Annotated in this window: 14 protein-coding genes and 1 pseudogene; 7 read left to right on the top strand and 8 right to left on the bottom strand. The window is 73.2% G+C overall.

Annotated elements, in window-relative coordinates:
- Positions 1 to 613 precede the first annotated feature (613 nt).
- Positions 614 to 1,180 (bottom strand): MarR family winged helix-turn-helix transcriptional regulator, encoded by a 567-nt coding sequence (locus BG482_RS37035; RefSeq protein ID WP_069773598.1) that lies wholly within the window; start codon positions 1,178 to 1,180, stop codon positions 614 to 616.
- A 179-nt stretch (positions 1,181 to 1,359) separates the two neighbouring features.
- Between BG482_RS37035 and BG482_RS37030 the strand changes: the two are divergent.
- A pseudogene (locus tag BG482_RS37030) lies at positions 1,360 to 2,598 on the top strand (MFS transporter); the annotation flags it as partial.
- A gap of 126 nt (positions 2,599 to 2,724) precedes the next feature.
- Here the strand turns inward: BG482_RS37030 and BG482_RS41930 are convergent.
- From BG482_RS41930 to BG482_RS37020, 3 genes are all read right to left on the bottom strand, one after another.
- The gene (locus BG482_RS41930) at positions 2,725 to 3,450 is read right to left on the bottom strand and encodes a class I SAM-dependent methyltransferase (protein ID WP_256096598.1); all 726 of its coding nucleotides are present in this window, start codon (positions 3,448 to 3,450) and stop codon (positions 2,725 to 2,727) included.
- Positions 3,451 to 3,606: 156 nt separating this feature from the next.
- Positions 3,607 to 5,259, bottom strand: coding sequence for a SpoIIE family protein phosphatase (locus BG482_RS37025; protein ID WP_069773597.1), 1,653 nt, complete (start codon positions 5,257 to 5,259; stop codon positions 3,607 to 3,609).
- 273 nt (positions 5,260 to 5,532) lie between these two features.
- Positions 5,533 to 6,912, bottom strand: coding sequence for an NAD(P)/FAD-dependent oxidoreductase (locus BG482_RS37020; protein WP_069773596.1), 1,380 nt, complete (start codon positions 6,910 to 6,912; stop codon positions 5,533 to 5,535).
- A 380-nt stretch (positions 6,913 to 7,292) separates the two neighbouring features.
- Here BG482_RS37020 and BG482_RS37015 point away from each other — a divergent pair, with 380 nt between their 5' ends.
- Together BG482_RS37015 and BG482_RS37010 are read left to right on the top strand one after the other, a co-directional pair.
- Positions 7,293 to 8,057, top strand: coding sequence for a TetR/AcrR family transcriptional regulator (locus BG482_RS37015; protein ID WP_069773595.1), 765 nt, complete (start codon positions 7,293 to 7,295; stop codon positions 8,055 to 8,057).
- Positions 8,058 to 8,420: 363 nt separating this feature from the next.
- A complete protein-coding gene (locus BG482_RS37010; RefSeq protein ID WP_069773594.1) occupies positions 8,421 to 10,340 on the top strand; it encodes a sigma-70 family RNA polymerase sigma factor in 1,920 nt (639 codons plus the stop codon).
- Here BG482_RS37010 and BG482_RS37005 read toward each other — a convergent pair.
- Complete coding sequence (locus BG482_RS37005; RefSeq protein ID WP_069773593.1) at positions 10,327 to 13,737, bottom strand: BTAD domain-containing putative transcriptional regulator; 3,411 nt, start codon at positions 13,735 to 13,737, stop codon at positions 10,327 to 10,329. The genes BG482_RS37010 and BG482_RS37005 overlap by 14 nt on opposite strands.
- Positions 13,738 to 14,044: 307 nt before the next feature.
- Complete coding sequence (locus tag BG482_RS37000) at positions 14,045 to 16,165, bottom strand: asparagine synthase-related protein (RefSeq protein ID WP_069773592.1); 2,121 nt, start codon at positions 16,163 to 16,165, stop codon at positions 14,045 to 14,047.
- Between the two features lie 706 nt (positions 16,166 to 16,871).
- Between BG482_RS37000 and BG482_RS36995 the strand changes: the two genes are divergently transcribed.
- From BG482_RS36995 to BG482_RS36980, 4 genes are all read left to right on the top strand, one after another.
- Entirely contained in the window at positions 16,872 to 18,296 is a 1,425-nt protein-coding gene (locus BG482_RS36995) for an MFS transporter (protein ID WP_069773591.1), read from the top strand.
- 116 nt (positions 18,297 to 18,412) lie between these two features.
- Positions 18,413 to 19,642, top strand: coding sequence for an L-2-hydroxyglutarate oxidase (lhgO, locus tag BG482_RS36990; RefSeq protein ID WP_069773590.1), 1,230 nt, complete (start codon positions 18,413 to 18,415; stop codon positions 19,640 to 19,642).
- A gap of 89 nt (positions 19,643 to 19,731) precedes the next feature.
- A complete protein-coding gene (gene trmB, locus BG482_RS36985) occupies positions 19,732 to 20,577 on the top strand; it encodes a tRNA (guanosine(46)-N7)-methyltransferase TrmB (RefSeq protein ID WP_176741560.1) in 846 nt (281 codons plus the stop codon).
- A gap of 70 nt (positions 20,578 to 20,647) precedes the next feature.
- The gene (locus BG482_RS36980; RefSeq protein ID WP_079142602.1) at positions 20,648 to 22,144 is read left to right on the top strand and encodes a PrsW family intramembrane metalloprotease; all 1,497 of its coding nucleotides are present in this window, start codon (positions 20,648 to 20,650) and stop codon (positions 22,142 to 22,144) included.
- Positions 22,145 to 22,190: 46 nt separating this feature from the next.
- On the opposite strand, the gene BG482_RS36975 is transcribed toward BG482_RS36980, so the two are convergent.
- Entirely contained in the window at positions 22,191 to 23,135 is a 945-nt protein-coding gene (locus tag BG482_RS36975) for an aldo/keto reductase (RefSeq protein ID WP_069773588.1), read from the bottom strand.
- 153 nt (positions 23,136 to 23,288) lie between these two features.
- Positions 23,289 to 24,311, bottom strand: coding sequence for a M23 family metallopeptidase (locus tag BG482_RS36970; RefSeq protein ID WP_069773587.1), 1,023 nt, complete (start codon positions 24,309 to 24,311; stop codon positions 23,289 to 23,291).
- Positions 24,312 to 24,314 lie beyond the last annotated feature (3 nt).

The following is a 24,314-nucleotide window of genomic DNA, read 5'->3' as shown; positions in this document are numbered from 1 at the left end:
GGCGGAATAAGCCCGGCCGTTCACAGCGTCCTCGCTGTGTTTACTTCAAAGGAACCTCATCCTCGGCTTTCACGGCCGGGGACGGGGTATCAACATATCTGGCGTTGATTTTTGGCACGCTGTTGAGTTCTCAAGGAACGGACGCTTCCTTTGTACTCACCCGAACTTCTCGGGCTTTCCTCCGGGCGCTTCCCTTCGGTCTTGCGTTTCCGACTCTATCAGATCTTTTTCTCGATCCGATTTCCTCGGCGCTTTCCAGGTTCCCGCTTTTGTTTCGCGGTTTCCCTTTCCGGCGGTTCCGACTCTATCAGATCCTTTCGGCGCTGATTCCCGGTCAGAGCGGGTTGCCTTCCCGGCTGTTGGGCCGTTCCGACGTCTCAAACCTTAGCGGATCCGGTTGGCAGTTCCTAATCGGGCTGCCGGCCCCTATTCGAATTGAATTCGGGCACGCCGAAATTCAACCCTGTCGGGAGATCGTGCTGTGGTTTGGTTGTGCCGCTGCTGCGGCGGAGGTGCTACCGAAGAACCGTTACGGCTCCGTGGCAACCCGAAGAACTTTACTGATCCTGCGGGACGGTGTCAAGAACCCCCTGTCAAGATCTTTTCCTGCGGGTCAGTCGAGGTCGCTGAGCCTGCCCCCGGCGTCCGGCTGGGCGTGCTCCACCCTGCGCAGGAGCCTGGTCAGGACCTCGCCGAGGCTGGTGCGCTCGTCGGCGGTGAGGTCCTGAAGGAGGTCCCCCTCGAAGACCGTCGCCATCCGCATCGCCTGCAGCCACTTCTCGCGGCCCTCCGGTGTGAGCTCCACGATCACGCGGACCCGGTTGGACTCGTCCCGCTCACGGGTCACCAGTCCCTCGGCGACCATGCGGTCGATCCGATGGGTCATCGCGGCCGGCGTCAGGCCGAGGCGCTTGGCCAGGTCGCTGGGTCCCAGTCGATAGGGGGCCCCGGAGAGCACCAGGGCCTTGAGGACCTCCCACTCGGCGTTGCTGATGCCGAGGTCGGCCGTCTGGCGGCCGTACGCGACGTTCATGCGGCGGTTGAGGCGGGAGAGCGCCGAGACGATCTTCTCGACCTGGGGGTCGAGGTCCTGGAACTCACGCTGGTAGGCGGCGATCTGCTCTTCCAGGGTCGGCTCGCCGCCGAGGCCGGTGCCGATCGTGCCGGGGGTGTCGCCCATGGGCGCAAGTATCGCACGGGACCCGTTCGCATCGAAGTGCTTCAAGGTGTACTGTTCAACCTCGAACTTTAGCTTTGAAGTCTTCGGCACTAAGTACTGAGGCAGTAGAAGCTTCCCAAGGTGTCGTTGCGCTGAAGGTGCGCCGGCACTGTCTGAGAGAGGTGAACGTGACCAGGGCGATGGGCGCAGCGATGCGCCGGATCCACGTGGGCAACGCGCTCAGCGCGTTCGGGCTGGGCTTCACGGTCCCCTACCTGTACGTCTATGTGGCGCAGGTGCGGGGTCTGGGGTCGATGACGGCGGGGCTGGTCCTCGCCGTGTTCGCCGTGGCCGCGCTGATCGTGCTGCCGTTCGCCGGCCGGGCGATCGTGCGGCGCGGTCCTCTGCCGGTCCTGCTCACCGCCCTGGTCACCGCTGCCGTCGGCTCGCTGGGCCTGGGGCTCGCGGGCAGCGCCACCGCCGTCCTGACCGCCGCGGCCGCGCTCGGGGCCGGTCAGGCCGTGATGCAGCCGGCGCTGGCGACGATGATCGTGGACAGCTCGACCTCGGAGACCCGCTCGCGGGCGTTCGCGACTCAGTTCTTCCTGCAGAACCTGGGGCTGGGCGTGGGCGGGCTGATCGGGGGGCACCTCGTCGACGCCACGCGCGTGTCCTCCTTCACCCTGCTGTTCGCCATCGAGGCGGCGATGTTCCTGCTGCTGGCCGTGGTCATGTCGACGGTGCGGCTGCCGCACGCCCCGCGTGTGGGGGATGTTCCGCAGTCCGCCCGAGGCAGCTGGAAGCAGCTGCTCGGGAACCGGGCCATGGTGCAGCTGTGCGTGCTCGGGTTCGTCCTGTTCTTCGCCTGTTACGGGCAGTTCGAGTCGGGGCTGAGCGCGTACGGGATCGAGGCCGCCGGGATCTCGACGTCCGCCCTCGGGTCCGCGCTCGCCGCCAACACGGCGATGATCGTGGTCGCGCAGTTCGCCGTGCTGAAGTTCGTCGAGCGGCAGAAGCGGTCCCGGGTGATCGCCGCTGTCGGGCTGATCTGGGCGGTGGCCTGGGTCGTGGCCGGGTACGCCGGTCTCGGACACGGCAGTCAGGCGATGGCGACGGCCGCGTTCGTGTCGACGTACGCGCTGTTCGGGCTGGGTGAGGCGATGCTGTCGCCGACGGTCGCGCCGCTGGTGGCGGATCTCGCGCCGGCCGGGCTGGCGGGTCAGTACAACTCGGCGTTCGCCCTGGTGAAGCAGCTGGCGCTGGCGGTCGGTCCGGCGGTGGGCGGGCCCTTGGGGGCTTCCCTGCCCGCTCCGTACATCGTGACGTTCCTGCTGTTCTCGCTCGGGATCACCTACCTGGCGCTGCGGCTGGGGCGGCGGCTGACCGCCGTCCAGGATCAGCCGTGGCTGGTGCGCAACCGGGTCGTGGCCCGGGGAGGCGGCCGTCGTTCTTCGGAACGACGGCCGCCTCTCTGTTCCCGCCCCCCCTGTCCCCGCCTCTCTTGTCCCGCCTTTCTGTGCCGGCGTGGCTGTTTCGGCGTATCCGTGCGGCGCGGGGTGACGTGGTCAGCGGGTCGCGGTCACCAGGGTCGAGGTGAACGGGAACGTCGTGGTCGAGGCGGGGAGGTGGGCACGGATCGTCTCTGCGGCGCGGGCGAGGGCACCGTCGCCTCCGGAGTCGAGGAGCGAGCGGCCCCAGGGGATCGCGGAGAGGTGGCCGGCGACGTAGTCCTCCAGAGGGGGGAGGTCGACGGCGAAGGTGAGGTCGCGGCGGGTCGTGGAGTGGAAGCCGGCGCGGTCGAGGGCGGCGATCAGGCGGTCAGCGGCACCGAAGGCGGCTCGGAAGGTGGCCGCCGCGTCCGGGCCGTCGAACTGTTCGAGGGCGCGGAGCTGGGCGAGGAAGTACGGGGAGTCGTCCAGGCGGGCCCAGACGGTGGCGGCGAAGCGGCCTCCGGGGCGGGTGACGCGGGCGGTCTCCGCCAGGGCCGCGTCGAGGTCGGGAAAGAACTGGGCGCCCTGCTGGCAGAGGACGGCGTCGAAGACGGCGTCGGGGTAGGGGAGGTCGTCGGCGGGGGCCGGGGTGAACTCGATGTCCGGGTAGAGGCGTGGGTGGCATGCCACGGCGATCTTGAGCATGCCCTCGTTGAGGTCCGTCCCGGCGACCCGCCCGGCGGGGCCGGCCTGTGCTGCGGCGGCGCGTGCCGCGAAGCCCGTGCCGCAGGCGAGGTCGAGGACGGTGGCGCCGGGGTAGAGGTCCACGGCGTCCACGAGTGCGGTGACGAAGGGCGCCATGAGGGGCGCGACGTAGTGTTCGTAGCGCTCGGGGGCGCTTCCCTTGAGGTCAAAGCCCGTTGCGTCTGCCATGGGGAGCTACTAGCACCGGGGGACGTGTTCGCCTAGGTGCCGCGCGCGGGGGAATGGGTGTTCGGGACTTTTCCCGGCCTGTTCTCAGTCGGACGGCTTCGGCAGGACGAACTCGCACCACACGGCCTTTCCGCCGCCCGGGGTGCGTCTGCTGCCCCAGGTCGAGGCGATGGTGGCGACGATCGCGATGCCCCGGCCGGACTCGTCGCCCGGTTCCGCTCGGCGGCGGCGCGGGAGGTGGTCGTCGCCGTCGGTGACCTCGATGATCAGGCGGCGGTCGGTGCGGCGCAGGCGCAGCCGCATGGGCGGGATGCCGTGCTGGAGGGAGTTGGCGACGAGTTCGCTGGCGGCGAGGACGCCGAGATCGTGCAGGTCGGCCGGAAAGCGCCAGCTGGTCAGGACCCCGGAGGCGAAGGCACGCGCGCGGGGTGCGGCTTCCACTCCGCCGAGGAGCTCCAGGGCCGCGTTGCGGAACAGTTCGCCGTCGGGGCCGGTGCGGGCCGGGTGCTGCAGCACGAGGACGGCGACGTCGTCGTCGTGGTCGGCGGTGACGCCGGCCGAGCGGACCAGGCGGTCGCAGACGACCTGAGGGGTGCCGGTCGCGCCGGCCAGGGCGCGTTCCAGGGCGGCGATGCCTTCGTCGAGGTCCTCGTTCCGGCGCTCCACCAGGCCGTCGGTGTAGAGGACGGCCGTCGAGCCGGGGCCGAGGGGGATCGAGCCGGAGGCGTGCATCCAGCCGCCGGTGCCGAGCGGGGGGCCGGTGGGCTCGTCGGCGCGCAGGACGGTGCCGTTGTCGTCGCGGACGAGGATGGGCAGATGGCCCGCCGAGGCGTACACCAGGCTGCCCTCGTTGGGGTCGTGGATGGCGTACACGCAGGTGGCGATCTGGTTGGCGTCGATCTCGGCGGCGAGGCCGTCGAGGAGCTGGAGGACCTCGTGCGGGGGCAGGTCGAGGCGGGCGTACGCCCGGACGGCCGTGCGGAGCTGGCCCATGACGGCGGCCGCGCGGACGCCCCGGCCCATGACGTCGCCGATGACGAGGGCGGTGCGGCCGCCGCCCAGGGTGATGACGTCGTACCAGTCGCCGCCGACCGCGGCCTCGGTGCCGCCGGGCTGATAGGTGGCGGCGATGCGCAGGTCGTCGGGCTCTTCGAGCTCCTGGGGCAGCAGGGAGCGCTGGAGGGTGACGGCGGTCTCGCGCTGGCGTCGTTCGCTGGTTCTGAGACGTTCGGCGGCCTCGGCGTGGTCGGTGACGTCGGTGGCGAAGATCAGGACGGCGCCCTTGCCGTTGTTCTCGGCGGCCGGGGTGCAGGTGAACGTGTAATGCCGGCCGTCCGGGGCTTTGCGGGACTTCAGGGTGCGGGGCTTGCCGCTGCGCAGGGCCTGGTCGAGGAGGGGCAGCAGGCCGAGGTCGCGGAGTTCGGGCAGGGCGTCGGCGGCGGGTTCGCCGCAGGGGCGGGCACCGAAGGCGGCCTTGTAGGCGTCGTTGACGTAGGCGAGGCGGTGGTCGGGGCCGTGGACGAGCGCGACGAGGGCCGGGACACGGTCGAGGACCTCACGGACCGGGAGTTCGTCGACGGCGGGCACCGGGGGCGGTTCGTCGGTGAGTTGTTCGGCGCGGGCCGCCGGCACGGAGCCCTCGCTCCGTCGGTCCGTGGTGGTGACCGGGTGGTCGGCTCGCGCGGCGGCGCGGCGCTGCGTTCCGGGGAGCCGGGCGCTCCAGCGCGTGAAGTTCACGAATCCTTGCCTCGTGTAGTCGTCGTCGGCCGGCTCCGGGCCCGGTCTGGACTCCGGGGGCCGCGCGGCGGTGGCCGCACATTGTTACCGCACCCGGGGTGTGGGGCGCGTGGGAACAGCCTCGTGGGTCTGGCGGGGGCGGGTTTCGGTCCGCCCCGGCTCGGAAGGGGGGCTCGGGAGGGGCTATGAGCAGGGAGCAGTCTGGCAGTGTGGCCGCCGTCCGGGCCGACATTCGTCAGACGTGGGGGCGGCCGGTGGAGTTCCTGGATCGGGTCAGGACGACCCCTTCGGGTCGCCGGAAGGCTCGTCAGAAGGCTTTCCACCGGCAGCGAGTTCGAACTCCGCGCGGGGATGTTCGAGTGATCCCAGGGAAACGATCTCCCGTTTGAAGAGTCCGGCGAGGATCCATTCGGCGAGCACCCGCGCCTTGCGGTTGAAGGTGGGCACGCGGCTGAGGTGGTACGCGCGGTGCATGAACCAGGCGGGGTAGCCCTTGAGCTTGCGCCCGTACACGTGTGCGACGCCTTCGTGCAGGCCCAGCGAGGCGACCGAGCCGACGTACTTGTGGGAGTACGTCTCCAGGGGCTCGCCGCGCAGGGAGCGGGCGATGTTGTCGGCGAGCACCTTGGCCTGGCGGACTGCGTGCTGGGCGTTGGGGGCGGTCTGGGTGCCGGGTTCGTCGGCCGTGACGTCGGGGACGGCCGCGGCGTCCCCGGCCGCCCACGCGTGCGTGACGCCGTCGAGGGTCAGCTCGGGGGTGCATTTCAGCCGACCCCGTTCGGTGAGCGGGAGGTCGGTGGCGGCGAGGAGCGGGTGGGGTTTGACGCCGGCGGTCCACACGACCGTTCGGGTCGGGAAGCGGGCGCCGTCGCTGAGGACGGCGACGCGGTCGGCGCAGGACTCCAGGCGGGTGTTCAGGCGTACGTCGATGTTGCGGCGGCGCAGCTCGCTGACGGTGTAGCGGCCCAGGTCGGCACCGACCTCGGGCAGGATCCGGTCGGAGGCCTCGACGAGGATCCATTTCAGGTCGTCGGGCTGGACGTTGTGGTAGTAGCGGGTGGTGTAGCGGGCCATGTCCTCCAGCTCGCCGAGCGCCTCCACGCCTGCGTAGCCCCCTCCGACGAAGACGAAGGTGAGGGCGGCGTCGCGGATGGCGGGGTCGCGGGTGGAGGAGGCGATGTCCATCTGCTCGATGACGTGGTTGCGCAGCCCGATGGCCTCCTCGACGGTCTTGAAGCCGATGGCGAAGTCGGCGAGGCCGGGGATGGGCAGGGTGCGGGAGATCGAGCCGGGCGCGAGGACGAGTTCGTCGTACGTCAGCTGCTGGGGGCCGGTGCCCTCTTCCTCGGTGGCGAGAGTGGTGAGGGTGGCGGTGCGTTTGGCGTGGTCGACGGCGGTGACCTCGCCGACCACGACCCGGCAGTGGGGCAGGACGCGGCGCAGGGGCACCACGACGTGCCGGGGGGAGATGGAGCCCGCGGCCGCCTCGGGGAGGAAGGGTTGGTAGGTCATGTACGGGTCGGGTGTGACGACCGTGATCTCGGCCTCGCCCCGGCCGAGTTCCTGTTTGAGCTTCCGCTGGAGCCGCAGGGCCGTGTACATCCCGACGTAGCCGCCGCCGACAACGAGAATGCGCGCACGTTCCTTCACCATCCCATGACGCACCGGTCATCGGAGTTTGTCCACAGCCCCGACAATTTGTGTGACCGCGAGTCGCGCGGGCCCGGGGTTGGCCGAAACACCGGAGTGAGCAGCAGACGCGCAGGTCAGACGGCGTGCGCCGGGGTGCGGGAAGGGGCGCAATCGGGACGTATGCGACCCGTACTCCGATCGGGGGGCGCTCCGTGCGGAACCTGCCCCTTCTGAATTGACTCCCACTCAACTATGTTCGTGTGTCGACGGGGTGTCAGGGGGAAGCGCTCTGCGGGTCTGCGACGGGCGGGTCCACGGAGACGTCCCCTTGTGTTGCACGCCCCGGCTTTCGATTGCGGGGAGAGTCTCCGGGGGGAGACGTCATTACCGGGGGATCAATCATGACCATTCAGAACTCGCATTGGTCGACCGCGTCGGCCCTCGCACCAGGTGGCGCGATCGGCGCCGCGGTGGGCGGCGGACGAGGAGACAGCGCGCGGACGGCACCGCTGCGCGTGGACGCACAGCGCAATCTGGAACACGTACTGCGAGCGGCCCGCGAGGTCTTCGGCGAGCTGGGCTACGGCGCGCCGATGGAGGACGTGGCGCGGCGCGCACGGGTCGGCGTCGGCACCGTGTACCGGCGCTTCCCGAGCAAGGACGTCCTGGTGCGTCGGATAGCCGAGGAGGAGACCTCCCGGCTGACCGACCAGGCGCGGGCGGCGCTGGGCCAGGAGGACGAGCCGTGGTCGGCGCTGTCGCGCTTCCTGCGCACGTCCGTGGCGTCCGGCGCCGGGCGGCTGCTGCCGCCGCAGGTGCTGCGCGTCGGGGTCGCGGAGGACGACGCCGAGGCGGCGCCGGCCGACGCGGCGCGGGTGCCGCAGCAGCGGACCCAGTCGGGCGGCGGCGAGCTGCGGCTCGCCCCGGAGGGCGGCGTCACGGCCGCGGTCGACGACGCGGGGGCAGCGGCGCTGCTCGACGTCGTGGGCCGGCTCGTGGAGCGGGCACGGGAGGCGGGCGCGCTGCGCGCCGACGTGTCGGTGTCGGACGTGCTGCTCGTCATCGCGACGGCGGCGCCTTCGCTTCCCGACCCGGCTCAGCAGGCGGCGGCCTCGGCGCGGCTGCTGGACATCCTGTTGGAGGGCCTGCGCTCGCGGTCCTCCTGACCAGGCCGGTCCCTCAGGGAGGCATGCCTGGGGGACCGGCCGGGGCAGCCCCGCGTAGGGGTGAATCTCGTGGGGTCAATCTCGTGGGGTGGGCCTCGTAGGGGTGAGGGGGGGCGGGGGCCGCACGGCTCCCTTCCCCGCTCCGCCGCCCGACACATACCGGGCATCGTGCGATCGTCGTCGCTCAACTCCACTCGTCAGAGCGGGAGTTGAACCTACCTCGATCGAGTGAAAGGTAGTACTGGATTGCGGCAGGTCCCCACGGACGGGTGGACGGCCCGCCGCACGGGGTTCTGGCCGAAAGCCGATATGGCACTCTGACCCGGTGGTCGGGACTGGTGGGTCAGGCGGGGGCATTCCGCAATGAGCGTTGACGGTCGGGACGAGCAGGTGCCGAGCCAGGGCGGCCGCGCACGCGGCCCGGCCGGCGAACCGGTCGCCCCTCCGCCGGGCGAGCCCTGGGAGACGGTTCCGGCACAGCGCGAGGGACGTGCCGAAGGCGTCCTGCCCCCGCCGCGCGACCTGCCGCCCGCCGACACCGACCTGATCGGCCGGATGCGCTCGGGCGACGACACGGCGTACGAGGAGCTGTACCGTCGCCACGCCGACGCCGTGCGCCGTTACGCCCGCACCTGCTGCCGGGACGCGCACACCGCCGACGATCTCACCGCCGAGGTCTTCGCCCGCATGCTGCAGGCGGTGCGCGGCGGCTCCGGGCCCGAGTACGCCGTCCGCGCCTACCTCCTCACCTGCGTGCGGCGCGTGGCCGCCGACTGGACCCGATCGGCGAAGCGGGAACAACTCGTCGACGACTTCGCCGTGTTCGCCACGCAGTCCGCCCGCTCCTCGGACGCCGCCGACGACACCGCGTCCATCGGCTCCTTCGGAGCCGGACTGGAGCTGGGCGCCGACGTACGCGCGATGCACGACGCCGAGCAGTCGATGGCCATGCAGGCATTCCGCTCACTGCCCGAGCGCTGGCAGGCGGTCCTGTGGCACACCGAGGTCGAGGACGAGTCGCCGAGCGAGGTCGCCATGCTCTTCGGCCTCGACGCCAACGGCACGCGCGTGCTGGCCAGCCGGGCCCGCGAGGGCCTCAAGCAGGCCTACCTCCAGGCGCACGTCAGCGCCACCCTCACCAGCGACGAGGAGTGCGCCCGCTACGCCGACCAGCTCGGCACCTACGCCCGGCGCCGCCTGCGCACCCGCGCCGAACGGGGGCTGCGCAAGCATCTGGAGGAGTGCGCCAGGTGCCGGCTGGCAGCGCTGCAGATCGAGGAGGTGGCCGGCAGCATCCCGGCCGTCGTGCCGGTCGCGGTCATCGGCTGGTTCGGCGCCGCCGGGTACGCCAAGGCGCTCGCGCTCGTCGCCGGCGGCACGGGAGCGGGGGCGGCGGGCGTCGCGGGCGCGGCCGCCGCGGCGAGCGGCTCCTCCGGCGGGACCGGCGCCGGGAGCGGCGCGGTGGTCTCGGAGGGGCTGGGAGCGCCCGTGAAGGCCGGCATCGCGGCAGGGGTGGTCGCGGTGGCGGCGGCCGCGATCGCCCTCGCGCTCGTCGGCCACGACCACCCCGCCAGGCCGCCCGAGGCGAGACCTCCGGCCTCCGCGCCCGCGCCGGTCGCGCGCCCCGAGGAGCCGACGCCCACGCCCCCGTCCGCGCGCGCCGAGGCGCCCGGGCCGCGGCCTGCGGTGATCGTCCCCGTGGCGGCCCCCACGACGCCGACGCCGGCCCCCCGAGCGGTCCCCTCGCCCACGCCGTCCCCGACGCCCACCCCGAGCCCCGCTCCCACGACCCCGTCGGCGCCGCCGCCGGCGCCCGCCCCGACGCCCGCGCCCACTCCTCCGCCGGCTCAGACCGTCTACCGGCTGAACGAGCTGGCCTTCGACGTCACCGGCGACGGAACCGGGCCCGAGATCCGGCTTCGCGACAGCAGCTGGGTGTGGCCGCGTTCCGCGCCGTCCATCGCGGACCGCCGCTACGAGCGCGGGGTGACCGTGCGCGGCGACTCGTCCGTCACCGTCGACCTCAACCGGCGGTGCACCTCCTACGACGCGCTCGTCGGCGTGGACGATCTGACGATGAAGCTCGGCAAGGTCTCCTTCGCCGTCTACGCCGACGGGAACCGGCTCTGGTCGTCCGGTGTGCTCGCGGGCGGCGACCCGGCCGTGCCCGTCCATGTGGACCTCGCCGGTCTCACCCGTGTGCGGCTCGTGGTCGAACCGCACGGCCCCTTCGGCCCGGTGGCGCTCGCCGACTGGGCGGAGTCCGGGTTCACCTGCTCGTAGCCGCCCGGGGGCGGGGCGGGGCCGGATGGACGCGTACCGCTTCCGTGAGCTCGTGCAGCGCGTCCGCCACCGTCGGGTGCGGGAGCAGGGCGCGCTCGGTCGCGTAGCGCTGCGCGCCCAGGGACTCGCGGGCGACGGCCTCGGCCCGCTCGGCCAAGGCGCGCTCCGGAGCGGGCCGCGGGTGAGGGCCGCGCAGCCCGTCGGCGGCGGCGAGAAGACGTGCCACGCGCGGGAAGTCCCCGATCTCGACCAGGAGGACCGCCGCGCCGTCCACGATCGCCGAGGTGACCGCCTCGGCGCACTGGTCGGCCACCGCCTGGCCGAGCGTTTCGGCGAGCATCGACAGACCGCGCTCCGGCCGGGACTCGGCAGCCGTGAGATTCGCGTCCAGGACTCCCACCAGCGCCGCGACCTGCGGCGGCGGGGAGCCCTGCCCGATCGCCACCCGGGTCTCGTCGCACAGCACCCGCGCGCGGGCGAGTTCGCCCCGGTCCAGGGCGATGCGGGCGCGCAGCAGCAGGGCGAACGCACGCACGTCCGTGACGCCGTACCGGTCGGCGGCGTCGTTCGCCTCGTCCAGCGCGGCAGTGGCCCCTTCGAGGTCGCCCGACCGGTAGGCGATCTCCGCGAGCCGCACGATGAGGAACGGCGATTCGGCGTACGCCCCGACCTCGTGGGCGAACCGCAGCGCCTCGCGGTACTCCCGCTCCGCGTCCGCCAAGCGGCCGCGCGCCAGATCCACCTCGCCCGCCACCCCGCACACCTGGGCCCGCATCCAGCGGTCGCCGAGGCGGCGGCTGAGCGCCCGCAGCTCCCCCAGGTCGTCGTCCAGACCGTGCAGTCCTCCGGGCGAGTCGACGACCATGTGGCTGCGGAACATCAGGGTGCAGCCCAGCTCCCAGTCGCCGCCGTACTCGCGGCAGTTGGCGACTGCCCCGTCCAGCAGTCCGCGGACGTCCACCGTGTCGCGCGCGGGGAAAGCCGTCATCGGCCAGATGAGACCGGGCATCCGGGCCGCCTGCGGGCCCCCGGGCTCGTACACGGCCCGCAGCCGGGCCAGGTACTCCTCGCGGCGCGCGTTCACCGCCCGGCCCGTCGGCTCGGACTCGGACAGCAGGAAGGTGTGCTGCATCCGCAGGTTCATCCGCTGGGCACGCCCGCAGTGTCCGTCGTCCTCTGCGTCAGCGTCGAGGAAGGCGTCGACGGGGTCGGTGGCGGCCATGCGGGCGGCGAGATCGGCGGGGACGGCCTCCTCCCCGGAGAGAGGCAGCGTGTCCAGGACCGCACCGAGGCGCAGGGCGCGGTCGGTCCACTCGGCGCCCTCACGACGGTGGTTGCGCAGCCACCAGAACCAGCCCGCGCCGAGGCAGACGGCGGCCGCCTCCTCCTCGTCGCCCGCAGCGAGCGCGCGCTGGAGCCCCGCGCGGATGTTGTCCAGCTCGGTCTCCAGACGGGAGATCCAGGGGAGCTGTTCGGCGGAGCGCAGCAGCGGGTCGGCCCGCTCGACGAGCGCGCGCACCCATGCGCGGTGCCGCCGCTCGGCCGCCGCCCGGCATTCCGGGAGCTCGGCGGCGCGCTCGACGGCGTACTCGTGGATCGTCTCCAGCATGCGGTAGCGCATGCCGGCGCCGCCGGACCCCTCGCACGGGGCCGCCACGATCAGGGACTTGTCGACGAGCGCTCCCACGCCGTCGGCCACGGGGCCGGTGCACACGGCCTCGGCGGCCTCCAGGTCCCAGCCGCCCGCGAACACGGACAGCTCGCGCAGCAGCATGCGTTCCGGTTCGTCGAGCAGATCCCACGACCAGTCGACCACGGCTCGCAGGGTCTGCTGACGGGGCAGGACCGTGCGGCTGCCGGAGGTGAGGAGGCGGAAACGGTCGTCGAGGCGGTCGGCGATCTGGCGCGGGGTGAGCAGCCGGAGCCGGGCGGCGGCCAGCTCGATGGCCAGCGGCAGCCCGTCCAGCCGCCGGCAGATCTCCGCGACCGCCTCCTCGTCCCGCAGCACGGCGCCCGCGTCGGGGCGGACGGCGGCCGCGCGCTCGGTGAAGAGCCGGTGCGCCTGGTCGGGGAGGAGGGGCTCGACCGGGCGGACCGACTCGCCGGGGACGCCCAGGGGTTCACGGCTGGTGGCGAGGATCGTGAGCCCGGGGCAGCGGGTGAGGAGGGTCTCGGCGAGGGCGGCGGCCGCGCCGATCACATGTTCGCAGTTGTCAAGGATCAGGAGCTGGCTGCGCGCCGCGCAGTGCTCGACGAGCAGGGCGACAGGGTCGTCCTGCGGGGTCGACAGCTCGGTGGTCAGCAGCACGGTCTCGCGCAGACCGAGGGCACTGACCACCGCGTCCGGCACCGCCTCCGGCCGCTCGAGCTGCGCCAGCTCGACCAGCCACGCCTGCGGAAGCCCGGCGGCGGCCTCCTCGGAGAGACGGGTCTTCCCAGAGCCGCCCGGTCCGGTGAGCGTGACCAGCCGGGCCCTGTGCAATTCGGAACGGATGGCGTCGAGTTCGGGTTCCCGGCCCACGAACGAGGTAAGACGCGGACGGATGTTGCCCGTGCGTTCGGGAGGCCGGGGCGGCGAGAGAGGCGTGGCCGGGCGGGCCGTCGCCAGGCGGTCGGGGTCGGAACGGGCCTCTTCCGAGCGGGTCGGCGTCGGGCTCGTCGATCCGGGGCTCGTCTCTTCCGGCCGGGTCAGGAGCTCCGCGTGCAGGGCTCGCAGCTGCGGCCCGGGGTCGGCGCCGAGGCCGTCGGCGAGGGTGCGGCGGGCGGACTCGTACGCGGCGAGGGCGTCGGCGTCGCGGCCGGTGTCGCGCAGGGCGCGGATGAGGAGGGCGTGCAACGGCTCGTCGTACGGGTGCGCGGCGGTCAGTTCCGTCAGGCGCGGGAGGGCTTCGCGGGCCCGCCCGAGGAGCAGGTCGGCCTCTGCACGGGCCCGGACCGCCTCCAGGTGCAGGGCCTCGGGTCGGACGGCCGCCGTGCGGTCGGGCAGGTCGGCGAGGGCGGGCCCGCGCCACAGGGCGAGGGCGTCGTCCAAGGTACGCGCGGCGGTGGGGGCGTCGCCGTGCCGCAACGCCTCGACGCCCTGGCGTATGAGCCGTTCGAAGACGAACAGATCGACGTCGTCCTCGGTCGCGGCGAGCCGGTATCCGCCCGGCGCGGAGACGACGACGTCCTTGCCGACGGCACGGCGCAGCCGGCCGACCAGGGCCTGGAGGGCGGCGAGAGCGTCCTGGGGCGGGTCGTCGGCCCAGACCTCGTCGATGAGGGTCTCCGGGGCGGTGAGGCGCCCCGGACGCAGGGCCAGGGCCGTGAGCAGGGTCCGCAGACGGGCGCCGGGAAGGGAGACGGCACTGCCCTGGTCGTCCTCTGTCTGGGTGACGCCCAGGATTCTGTACCGCACCGGCTCATTGTCGCCCGGAGGCGGGCCGCGGGGCACGGATTTTCGGGCGGCGGGTCCGCGGTCGCGCGCAGGGCGTCCAGGAGCGGGGACTTCGCCTTCCGTGACGAGGTGGCACCGGGTCCGGGCCCGATGCCCGCCGGTACCGCACACGCGCGTGGCAGGACGTTCGTACACGGCACACGCGCGTGGCAGGACACTCGTAGGCCGGACGCGCGCGTGCCGGTCTTCTGAACCGGGCGCCCGGACGGCGTGCGCCCGCCCCCGCCGCCCCGCGCCCCGGCCGTCCCGGATCACCCCGCCAGGACCCTCACCCCCCGGACGAGACCGCCCGGCGTTGGGGAGCGATTCCTGCCGGCACCGCGCGTGCGCGGGCCGGGGTGCCGGTCCAGCAGGTGCCTCTGCGGGACAGGAGACGGCGGAGCCAGAGTTCCAGGGAGATCAGGTCGGCGAGTCCGTCCAGGGGCAGGGGTTCGCCTGCCGCGGCGGCCCGCAGGGCCTTGCGGACCACTCTGGCCTCGACCAGGCCGGCCTCCGCCAGGAGCGGGGCTTCGAAGAGGGTGAGGAGGGGATCCATGGCCATGCGCAGGCCGGCCCGGGCCGCCGCGGTGGCCGAGGCCTGTGAGGGGGCGCCCCAGCCGTGCGGGAGCTCGGTGACGCCGGCGCCCTTGAGCACGGTGCGCAGGATCGCGGCGCGCGCCCCGGGTTGCACGCGCAGGGTCTCGGGGAGCGCGCGGCAGGCCCGTACGACCTGGTTGTCGAGGAACGGGGCGTGCAGGCGCTGCGAACGGATCTCGGCGGCCTGTTCCAGGACGCGCAGGTCCACGGCGTGCCGGGTGAGGGCCGCCCGCGCGCGGTAGTCGCCCGGACGCTGCCCGGGGCCCCCGCCGGTGCGGTGCGCCGCGCCCTGCAGGCGAACCGATACTTCAGCCAGCGCCTCTCCGGTCAGCCAGCGTGCTGCCGGGCCCGCGCCGCCCCAGGTGAGCGCGGCCAGGGAGGCGCCGACGGCGCCGGAGGGGTCGTCGAAGCTGAAGCTGCGGTGCAGCAGCCGGTCGGCGAGTCCCTCCAGGCCCGCGCGGTACGGCGTACGGGCCAGTCGGCGGGCCGCGCCGTACACGCGCGCGGGGACGAGCACGGAGCCGTCCGCCTTGGTGAGCGCGGCGACCGGGCGGACCAGGTGGCGGCGCTTGCGGTCCATCAACAGGTCCGCCAGGCGGGCCGGGTGGGCGTCCAGGACCTGACGCGCGCCGTACCCCGTGAAGTGGTCGGCGCTGCCCGAGGCGAGGCGGGCGCGGTGGCGGGCGGCCGTGACCAGGCTCTGGCCGGGTTCGTCGGTGAGCGGGCCGTCCAGGTCGGCGTACGGCAGGGCCTCCTCGCCGCCGGTCACGACCACGTGGTGCAGGCGGGGGTTGGCCGCGAGGGCGCCGGCCCGTTCCAGTTCGGCCTCGCGTCCGCCCACGGCCAGGTCGTTGAAGGTGACGGCCAGCAGCCGCTCCCCCGCGCCCGTGCCGTGGCCGAGCAGTGTGCCCGGTCTGCCGGGCAGGCCGGCCGCGAGGAGGGCCAGCGTGCCGGAGGCCGGGCCGCCGGAGAGGTCCGCGCCGATGCCCGGGACGGGCATTCCGCGCGCGGCGCGCCGCTCGGCGGGTCCCATGCCGGGGACGGGGCCGGGGTCGATGTCGGGAACGTGCCGGGGCGCGGACAGTCGTGCGCGCACCGCCTCGACGAGCGCGTCGCGTACGGCGTCGACGGCGCTGTCGGGGTCGGCCGGGGGCGCGGCCACGGCGAGGGAGGCGACCGGCTCGTACCCGGCGATCTCGCGCGCCCCGGCGCGCAGGATCAGCGCATGCCCGGGCGGAATGCGACGCACGCCGTCGTACGGGGTGGAGTCGTGCAGGGCCGCCGGCACGTCGGGGGCGGCGAGAAGGGCCGCTAGGTGGCCGAAGTCGAGGTTGGCCTCGATCAGGTCGGCGAGCGGCAGCGCGGCCGTGGCGTAGGCCGTGCCGCCCGCCCACGGGGTGTGGAACACCGGGCGGGCGCCCGCCAGATCGCCGCAGACGGTGATGCGCCGGCCGACCTGGACGATCGCCGTGTAGCTGCCCGCCCAGGCCGTCAGATGCCGAAGTGCGCCTCCGCGCGCGGCGAACAGCCCGACGCGCAGTTGTTCGTCGGTCGCGCCGCAGGTGCCGAGGACGGCGATCCGGGTCTGCGCGTCGGCCTTCACCACGCGCACCTCGTCGGGACGCCAGTCGCCGACCGCCCACAGCGGGTCGGGGTCTCCCCACAGGAGTTGGGAGCCGACGGGCTGCAAGGTCTCGCCCTCGTAGCCGACTTGGCCCCCGTAGGACGCGCCGTCGCCCTGGCGGCCGTCGTGGCCGACGGGCCCGCCGAGCGCACCCGCGGCGGTGCTGCTCCACCCCACCAACCACCGCATCGACGCCTCCACAGGCTGTGGACAACCGAGTGCACCGTACGAACGGTTCACCATGCTGCCACGAAGAGCGCACTGCAGAGGGAGGCGGCACCGCTTGTGATCCTGGGGGCGTGCTCGCGCGAACGCGGCGGCGCCGACCCCTGCGACCGTGTGCACCCCGGTGTCTGCGACCTGAATGCGCCCCCGGTACGCTCCCCCAGAACGCCCTGCGCGCCCTCGATTTCCGTGGTGAGAGGCGTTGTCACCCACCGGACACGGGGTCGTTTTTCGGCCAAATCCCGGGCGTACGTCGGGCGTTGAAAGCGCGCCGAGCAGGCTTCGCACACGCTCCGTACACACGCGCGTGCCTCGAAGGCCCGCGCCGGTCCGGGAGGCGGACTCCGCCCCCCGGACCGCTCCGCCACCCGCGGGGATGAAGGCGGCGGTGTCCCCCAGCCCACTGGATCCAGTACAGCGGGCCGACCCACGCACGGCCCATGGAACCGTTCTGCCGATGGCCGGAGAAGAGCGCACGGCCGGGCGCACGGCCACACGGGCGGGAGCACACCGCGACGGTCCGTACCTGCGCCCGCACTTTCGTACGGACCACAATCCCGCCAACCGGAAGAATGCCCCTTAACGCTTGGGATGCGGCGAACTACGCTGGGTTTACGAATGCCGCATGGTTATGCCAGCGCGGCAGCCGTCTGTGTCGAGGGGTGGCGCAATGTCCAGGGAGCAACGCGGGCCGAACGAAAAACTCGGCGCCGTTCTCGCCCTCGCGGGAATCAGCAACGCAGGACTCGCGCGACGCGTCAACGACCTTGGCGCTCAACGCGGGTTGACTCTTCGCTACGACAAGACGTCCGTGGCGCGCTGGGTGTCGAAGGGCATGGTGCCGCAGGGCGCCGCGCCCCACCTCATCGCGGCCGCCATCGGTCAGAAGCTCGGCCGTCCGGTGCCGCTCCACGAGATCGGCCTGGCGGACGCGGATCCCGCGCCCGAAGTGGGCCTCGCCTTCCCCAGGGACGTCGGCCAGGCCGTGCGCTCCGCCACCGACCTCTACCGCCTCGATCTCGCGGGCCGCCGGGCCGGCTCCGGAGGCATCTGGCAGTCACTGGCCGGATCGTTCGCAGTAAGCGCGTACGCCACGCCCGCCTCACGGTGGCTGATAACCCCGGCCGACAGTTCGGTGGCGCGCGAGGTCCACCTCGTGGAGGACTCCGGCGCCCCGCTCAAAGTCGGCCACAGCGATGTGCAGAAGCTGCGGGAGGCCGCCGAGGACGCCAGACGCTGGGACTCCAAGTACGGAGGCGGCGACTGGCGTTCGTCCATGGTCCCCGAGTGTCTGCGGGTGGAGGCGGCCCCGTTGCTGCTCGGCTCGTACTCCGACGAGGTGGGACGCGCGCTGTTCGGGGCGAGCGCCGAGCTGACCCGGCTGGCGGGCTGGATGGCCTTCGACACCGGTCAGCAGGAGGCCGCCCAGCGGTACTACATCCAGGCGCTGCGGCTGGCCCGCGCGGCCGCCGACGTACCCCTCGGGGGCTATGTGCTGGCCTCCATGTCGCTGCAGGCCACCTACCGCGGCTTCGGCGACGAAGGCGTCGACCTCGCGCAGGCCGCCCTGGAGCGCAACCGGGGGCTGGCGACCGCGCGCACCATGAGCTTCTTCCGGCTCGTCGAGGCACGCGCCCACGCGCGTGCGGGGGACGCGCACGCCGCCGGCGCCGCGCTGAAGGCCGCCGAGGGATGGCTGGAGCGATCCCGTGACGGCGACCACGACCCGTCCTGGCTCGGCTTCTACTCCTACGACCGCTTCGCCGCCGACGCCGCCGAGTGCTACCGCGACCTGAAGGCCCCGCGCCAGGTGCGGAGGTTCACCGAGCAGGCGCTGTCCCAGCCGACGGAGGAGTTCGTGCGGTCGCACGGGTTACGCCTCGTGGTCTCGGCGGTCGCCGAGCTGGAGTCGGGGAACCTGGACGCGGCCTGCGAGCAGGGAGTGCGGGCCGTGGAGGTGGCCGGGCGCATCTCGTCCGCGCGGACCACGGAGTACGTCAAGGATCTGCTGCACAGGCTGGAGCCCTACGGCGACGAGCCGCGCGTGGTCGAGCTGCGGGAGCGGGCCCGGCCGCTGCTCATGACTCCGGCGTGAAACGGTGAGCCCTACATAGGTGGGCGCAGCAGGCGGGGGAAGGCCCCGCGCCCCTGGAACCGCGCGGGGCCCCGTCCCGGGTTTGAACGCGTTGTCAGTGGCGCAGTGCACTATCGATGCCGGGAGGTGGTGTGCACGTGTCGAAGACCGCTCACGACTGCGACGTGCTCGTGGTCGGCGGGGGCATCGTCGGGCTGTCCACGGCGTACGCGATCACGCGGGCCGCGCCCGGCACGCGGGTGACGGTCCTGGAGAAGGAGCCCGGAGCGGCCCGGCACCAGACGGGGCGCAACAGCGGCGTCATCCACAGCGGGATCTACTACCGGCCGGGCTCGCTGAAGGCGCGGTACGCGGTGCGCGGAGCCGCCGAGATGACGAAGTTCTGCGCGGAGTACGGCATCCCGCACGCCGTGACCGGCAAGCTGATCGTCGCGACGGAGCGGGCCGAGCTGCCCCGGCTGCACGCGCTGGCGCAGCGCGGCCGGGAGAACGGGATCCCCGTGCGGGAACTGGGCGCCGCCCAGATCACGGAGTACGAGCCCGAGGTGCGCGGGCTCGCCGCCCTGCACGTGCGCACCACCGGGATCTGCGACTACTCGGCCGTCGCCCAGCAGCTGGGGGCGGCTTCCGGGGCGGAGATCCGCTACGGCGCGCAGGTCGTGCGCATCGACCGGCGCCCGGAGCGCGGGGTCGCCGTGCTCACCGCGCGCGGGGACGTCGTACGGGGGCGGGTGCTGGTGAACTGCGCGGGACTGTACTGCGACGAGATCGCCCGGCTGACGGGGGACGAGCCCGAGGTGAGGATCGTGCCGTTCCGGGGCGAGTACTACGAGCTGGCCCGGCCCGACCTGGTGCGCGGGCTGGTGTACCCGGTGCCCGATCCCGCCTTCCCGTTCCTCGGGGTGCATCTGACCAGGGGCATCGACGGTGGCGTGCACGTCGGACCCAATGCCGTGCCGGCGCTGGCCCGCGAGGGCTACGGGTGGGGCGTCGTACGGCCCGGGGAGGCCCTGGCGACGGCGGCGTGGCCCGGGGTGTGGCGGATGGGGCGACGGCACTGGCGGTACGGGCTCGGCGAGCTGCGGCGGTCGGTGTCGAAGGCGGCGTTCGTCGACGCGGTGCGCCGGCTGCTGCCGGCGGTGGAGGAGAGGGACCTGGTGCGCGCGGCGGCCGGAGTGCGGGCGCAGGCGGTGCTGCGGGACGGCGGGCTGGTGGACGACTTCCTCATCCGGGAGGGCCCGCGGGCCGTCCATGTGCTGAACGCCCCCTCCCCGGCGGCCACGGCCTCGCTGCCGATCGGCCGGGAGGTGGCCCGGCGGGCGCTGGACGCGCTGACGAGCGCGTGAGTCGGGGCGTCGCCCGGCGCGCGCCCGGCTCCGCGCGCTCGACACCGCGCCGTACCCACCTGCCGCGCCCCCGTAAAATCGTCCTCACTGTGTCTGATTCCGTGAACACCCCCGCAGCCCCTCAGCCCTCCCCGGGCGGTGAGCACCACCACCCGGGCGAGTCCGTTCGGCACACCCGTGCCAAGGGGGAGCCCCGCTTCCCCGACGGGCCGAAGGCCGATCCCGCCGGTTCGCATTTCGAGCGGCGGATCCGGAGTTTCCAGCCCCGTCGCAGCCGGGTGACGGCCGGGCAGGCGGACGCGCTGCAGCGGCTGTGGGCCAAGTGGGGGCTGGACATCGACGGTCACCCCGTCGACCTCGCCGAGCTGTTCGGCGGCGACCGCCCGGTCGTGCTGGAGATCGGCTTCGGCATGGGCGAGGCCACCGCGCAGATGGCGGCGGCCGATCCGGGGACCGACATCCTCGCGGTGGACGTGCACACGCCCGGCCAGGGCAATCTGCTGAACCTCGCGGAGCACCACGGGCTCACCAACGTCCGGGTCGCCAACGGCGACGCGATCATCCTGCTGCGCGAGATGCTGCCGCCGGACTCGCTCGACGGACTGCGGGTCTACTTCCCCGACCCGTGGCCCAAGAAGCGCCACCACAAGCGGCGTCTCATCCAGCCGGAGTTCCTCGACCTGGCCGCCACGCGGCTGAAGCCGGGCGCGATCGTGCACTGCGCCACGGACTGGGAGCCGTACGCGGAGCAGATGCTGGAGGTGCTCACCGCGCACCCCGGCTTCGAGAACACCCGGCCCGAGGGCGGGTTCGCGCCCCGGCCCGAGTTCCGTCCGCTGACCCGTTTCGAGGGCCAGGGGCTGGACAAGGGTCACGTGGTGAACGATCTGCTCTTCCGTCGCGTACAGCATCGCGTCCGGCCCGGGGATTGCTGACCGGTCAAGGGATCACCGCCGACCGACCGCCCCCTGCACCACAGTCCCCTCCCTCGTTAGGGTCGATGCCGTGGCCATCAGTACTCCGTTCCCGCCCTACCCGCCGCATCCGCCCGGCGGCGCGCCCGAGGACGGCGTGCTCAGGCACGCGCACTGGTGGCAGCGCAGGTGGGTGCGGTACGGGGCGCTGATCACCCTGCTCACGCTGTCCGGGCTGGTCATCCTCGCGCTGGTGCGCGAACAGACCGGGACCGAGGGCTTCCTGGTCGGGCTGGGTCTCGCGGTGCTGCCGGTGCCGTTGCTCGTCGCCGCCTTCCGCTGGCTCGACCGGGTCGAGCCGGGGCCCTGGCGGAACCTGGTCTTCGCCTTCGCCTGGGGCGCGTGCGCGGCGGCGCTGATAGCCATCGTCGCCAACAGCTTCGCGACCCGCTGGATAGCCACCGCCACGGCCGACCCGTCCAGCGCGGACACGCTGGGGGCGACCGTGATAGCGCCGATCGTCGAGGAGTCCGCCAAGGCCGCGGCCGTCCTGCTCCTGTTCCTCTTCCGCAGGCGGGACTTCACCGGCATCGTCGACGGCGTCGTCATAGCCGGGATCACCGCCACCGGCTTCGCGTTCACCGAGAACATCCTCTACCTCGGCACCGCCTTCGGCACCGACCAGCTCACGGGCGACACCGGCATCGCCTCGGTCACCGTCGCGACCTTCTTCGTCCGCGTCATCATGTCGCCGTTCGCGCACCCCCTGTTCACCGTGCTGACCGGCATCGGCTTCGGCGTCGCCGCCCTCTCCGGGCCCCGTCAGCACCTGCGCCGCGTGCTGCTCCCGCTGGGCGGACTGCTGCTCGCGATGGGCATGCACGCCCTGTGGAACGGCTCGTCCACGTTCGGCGAGTTCGGCTTCTTCGCGGTGTACGCGGCGTTCATGCTGCCCGCGCTCGGGCTGCTGACCTGGCTGGTGGTATGGACCCGGCAGCGGGAGCTGCGCACCGTCCGCGAGGAGCTGCCCGCCTACGCGGCCGCCGGCTGGCTCACCCCGGCCGAGCCGTTCGCCCTGGGCTCGATGAAGGCCCGGCGGATGGCCAGGGACCACGCCGGCCGCCACCTGGGCAAGGCCGCGGCGCGGGAGGTGGCCCGTTACGAGGCGTATGCGACGTCGCTCGCGTTCCTGCGGCACCGGGGCCGGCGGGGACGCGCGAACGCGGACTTCGTCGTACGGGAGAGGGAGCTGCTGAACGAGCTGTGGCGCCGCAAGGACGTGGCCCGGCCCGCGCTGGACCACGCGGCCCGGGTGACGGCGCCTCCGGTACGGGTTGTTCCGCCGCCCTGGCCGGTGTACGGGGCGTACGGGTACGGCCCGGGTCACGGGCCGCTCCAGCCGTACGGCCAGGCCCCCGACCCGGGGTACGGCTACGGGTACGGGTATCCGCCGGGCCCGGCGTACGGAGGCCCGGCAGGAGCGGCCCCCGGACACCCCACGGATCACGGGGGCTCCGGGTATCCCACGGGCCAGGGCGGCCCTGGACACCCCGCGGGCCCGCGCCCGCACCCCTACCCGTACCGCTAGGGTCTGCGCGGCGGGTCATCCGGAGAGGTGGGGGCGGCCCCGGGGGTCAGGCCGAAGCCCGGGTCAGGGCGGCGATCTCGGCGCCCGTCAGTTCCAGGTCCGCCAGTGCCAGCAGCGCGGGCAGTTGCTCCGGCGTCCGGGCGGAGGCGATCGGCGCGGCCACCGTCGGCTGCGCGGCGAGCCAGGCCAGGGCGACCGTGGCGACCTGCGTGTCGTGGGCCTGGGCGATCTCGTCCAGCGCGGCGAGGACCCGGCGGCCGCGCTCCGTGTCGAGGTGCTTGGCGGCGCCGGCGGAACGGGCGCTCTCCACCGTCGCACCGGGCCGGTACTTGCCGGTGAGGAAGCCGGAGGCCAGCGAGAAGTACGGGACGGCGGCGAGACCGAAGCGGGCGGCGACGTCCTGCAGGCCGCCCTCGTAGGTGTCGCGCGAGACCAGGTTGTAGTGCGGCTGGAGGGCCACGTACCGGGCCAGGCCCTCGCGGTCGGAGAACTCCAGGGACTCCTGGAGGCGTTCGGGAGAGATGTTGGACGCGGCGATGTGCCGCACCTTGCCCGCCTTCACCAGCTCGTCGAGCGCGCCGACGATCTCCTCTACGGGCACCTCGGGCTTGTCGAAGTGCGTGTAGTAGAGGTCGATGTGGTCGGTGTCCAGACGGCGGAGCGAGGCGTCGGCGGCGGCCTTGATGTTGTCGGCGGACAGACCGGGGAACTCGGGGTGCTGGCTCACCTTGGTGGCGATCACCACGTCGTCGCGGTTGCCCCGGGCCTTCAGCCACCTGCCGATGACGGTCTCGGACTCACCGCCCGAGTTGCCCTCGGCCCAGGACGAATAGGAGTCGGCCGTGTCGACGAAGTTGCCGCCCGCGGCCGCGTAGGCGTCGAGCACGGCGAAGGAGGCCGCCTCGTCCGCGGTCCAGCCGAAGACGTTGCCGCCGAGGGAGAGGGGGAAGACCTCGAGGTCGGAGGAGCCGAGTGCGCGAAGAACAGTCATGGTTCAACTCAACGGTCACCCACGGCTCGCTCATTCCACGCGGCCCGCGAAGAACGTGTGAACAGGGCGTGGCACACCCCACGCGTCAGGGTTTCCCTGGGGCGTCCTGCGGTCCGTCCCCGAGAGGGCGTGCTCCGGGGGACCCGGGACGTCTCAGGGGTTGAGGCCCTTGCTGCGCAGCCAGGCCGCCGGGTCGATGCCGGTGGGGTTGCCGTCCGGGTGCACCTCCAGGTGGAGGTGGGCGCCGGTGACGTTCCCGGTCGCGCCCACGCGGCCGATGACCTCGCCGGTGGAGACTTTCTGGCCGACGCTGACGTTGATCGACGACTGGTGGCAGAACCACAGCTCGGTGCCGTCGTCCAACGTGAGGATGGTGCGGTAGCCGTAGGAACCGGCCCAGCCCGCCTCGGTGACGGTGCCGCTGTGGACGGCCTTGATGAGGGTGCCGGTGGGCGCGGCGAAGTCCAGACCGGTGTGGTAGCCGGAGGACCAGAGCGAGCCGGCCTGACCGAAGGTCGAGGTGATGGTGTACGAGGAGGTCGGCAGCGTGAACTGCTTGGCCAGTTCGGCCAGGCGCGCGGCCTCGGCCTTCTCGGCGGCTTCCTCGGCGGCCTTCTTCTTGGCGGCGGCGGCCTTGGCCTGCGCTTCCTTCTCCGCCTTGACGACGGCGTCGGCCTCGGCCTTCTTCGCGGCGGCCGCGGCCTTGACCTCGTACTGGGTGTGCTGCGACTCGACCTGCGCCATGATCCGGCTGCGCAGGGCCTCGCCCGCGTCGGCGGCGCTCTCGTCGGTGTCGACGGCCGCTTCGGACCCGAAGCCGGCCAGGGCGGAGGCGGCCTCCGGGGCGGGGTCGTCGTCGGAGATGAGCGAGCCCACGTTCGGCAGGTCCGGTATCGAGATCGAGACCGGGGCCTTGCCGGTGTTGGCGCTGGCCATCCCGCCCGCGCTGACGGCGGCTATGACGCCGACCCCGAGGACGGTGGAGCTGCGGGCGAACCCGCCGCCGCGCTGCTTGGCGACCCGGTGCTTGCCCCGGACCGGGCGGACGGACTCCGCGGTGGGGTTCCATTCCTCCCAGGAGCCCTCGTCGGCGCGGTAGTCGCCGTAGCCGAAGATCTCGGTGGACCGCTGGCTCGGCGCGTACGGAGCCTCGGGGGCAGACGGGTTGGACGCCACGCG

Origin of the sequence: Streptomyces sp. LUP30, assembly GCF_001746365.1 — a bacterium.
Classification (GTDB): Bacteria; Actinomycetota; Actinomycetes; order Streptomycetales; family Streptomycetaceae; genus Streptomyces.
Note: the sequence above shows the minus strand (reverse complement) of the source record. Positions and strands in the feature narration are given on the sequence as shown.

Excerpts from the sequence above, each read along its gene's own strand:
- BG482_RS37035 (WP_069773598.1), bottom strand. The coding sequence starts at position 1,180 with ATGGGCGACACCCCCGGCACGATCGGCACCGGCCTCGGCGGCGAGCCG.
- BG482_RS41930 (WP_256096598.1), bottom strand. The coding sequence starts at position 3,450 with ATGGCGCCCTTCGTCACCGCACTCGTGGACGCCGTGGACCTCTACCCC.
- BG482_RS37020 (WP_069773596.1), bottom strand. The coding sequence starts at position 6,912 with ATGGTGAAGGAACGTGCGCGCATTCTCGTTGTCGGCGGCGGCTACGTC.
- BG482_RS37015 (WP_069773595.1), top strand. The coding sequence starts at position 7,293 with ATGACCATTCAGAACTCGCATTGGTCGACCGCGTCGGCCCTCGCACCA.
- BG482_RS37010 (WP_069773594.1), top strand. The coding sequence starts at position 8,421 with ATGAGCGTTGACGGTCGGGACGAGCAGGTGCCGAGCCAGGGCGGCCGC.
- BG482_RS37000 (WP_069773592.1), bottom strand. The coding sequence starts at position 16,165 with ATGCGGTGGTTGGTGGGGTGGAGCAGCACCGCCGCGGGTGCGCTCGGC.
- BG482_RS36995 (WP_069773591.1), top strand. The coding sequence starts at position 16,872 with ATGTCCAGGGAGCAACGCGGGCCGAACGAAAAACTCGGCGCCGTTCTC.
- lhgO (WP_069773590.1), top strand. The coding sequence starts at position 18,413 with ATGCCGGGAGGTGGTGTGCACGTGTCGAAGACCGCTCACGACTGCGAC.
- BG482_RS36975 (WP_069773588.1), bottom strand. The coding sequence starts at position 23,135 with ATGACTGTTCTTCGCGCACTCGGCTCCTCCGACCTCGAGGTCTTCCCC.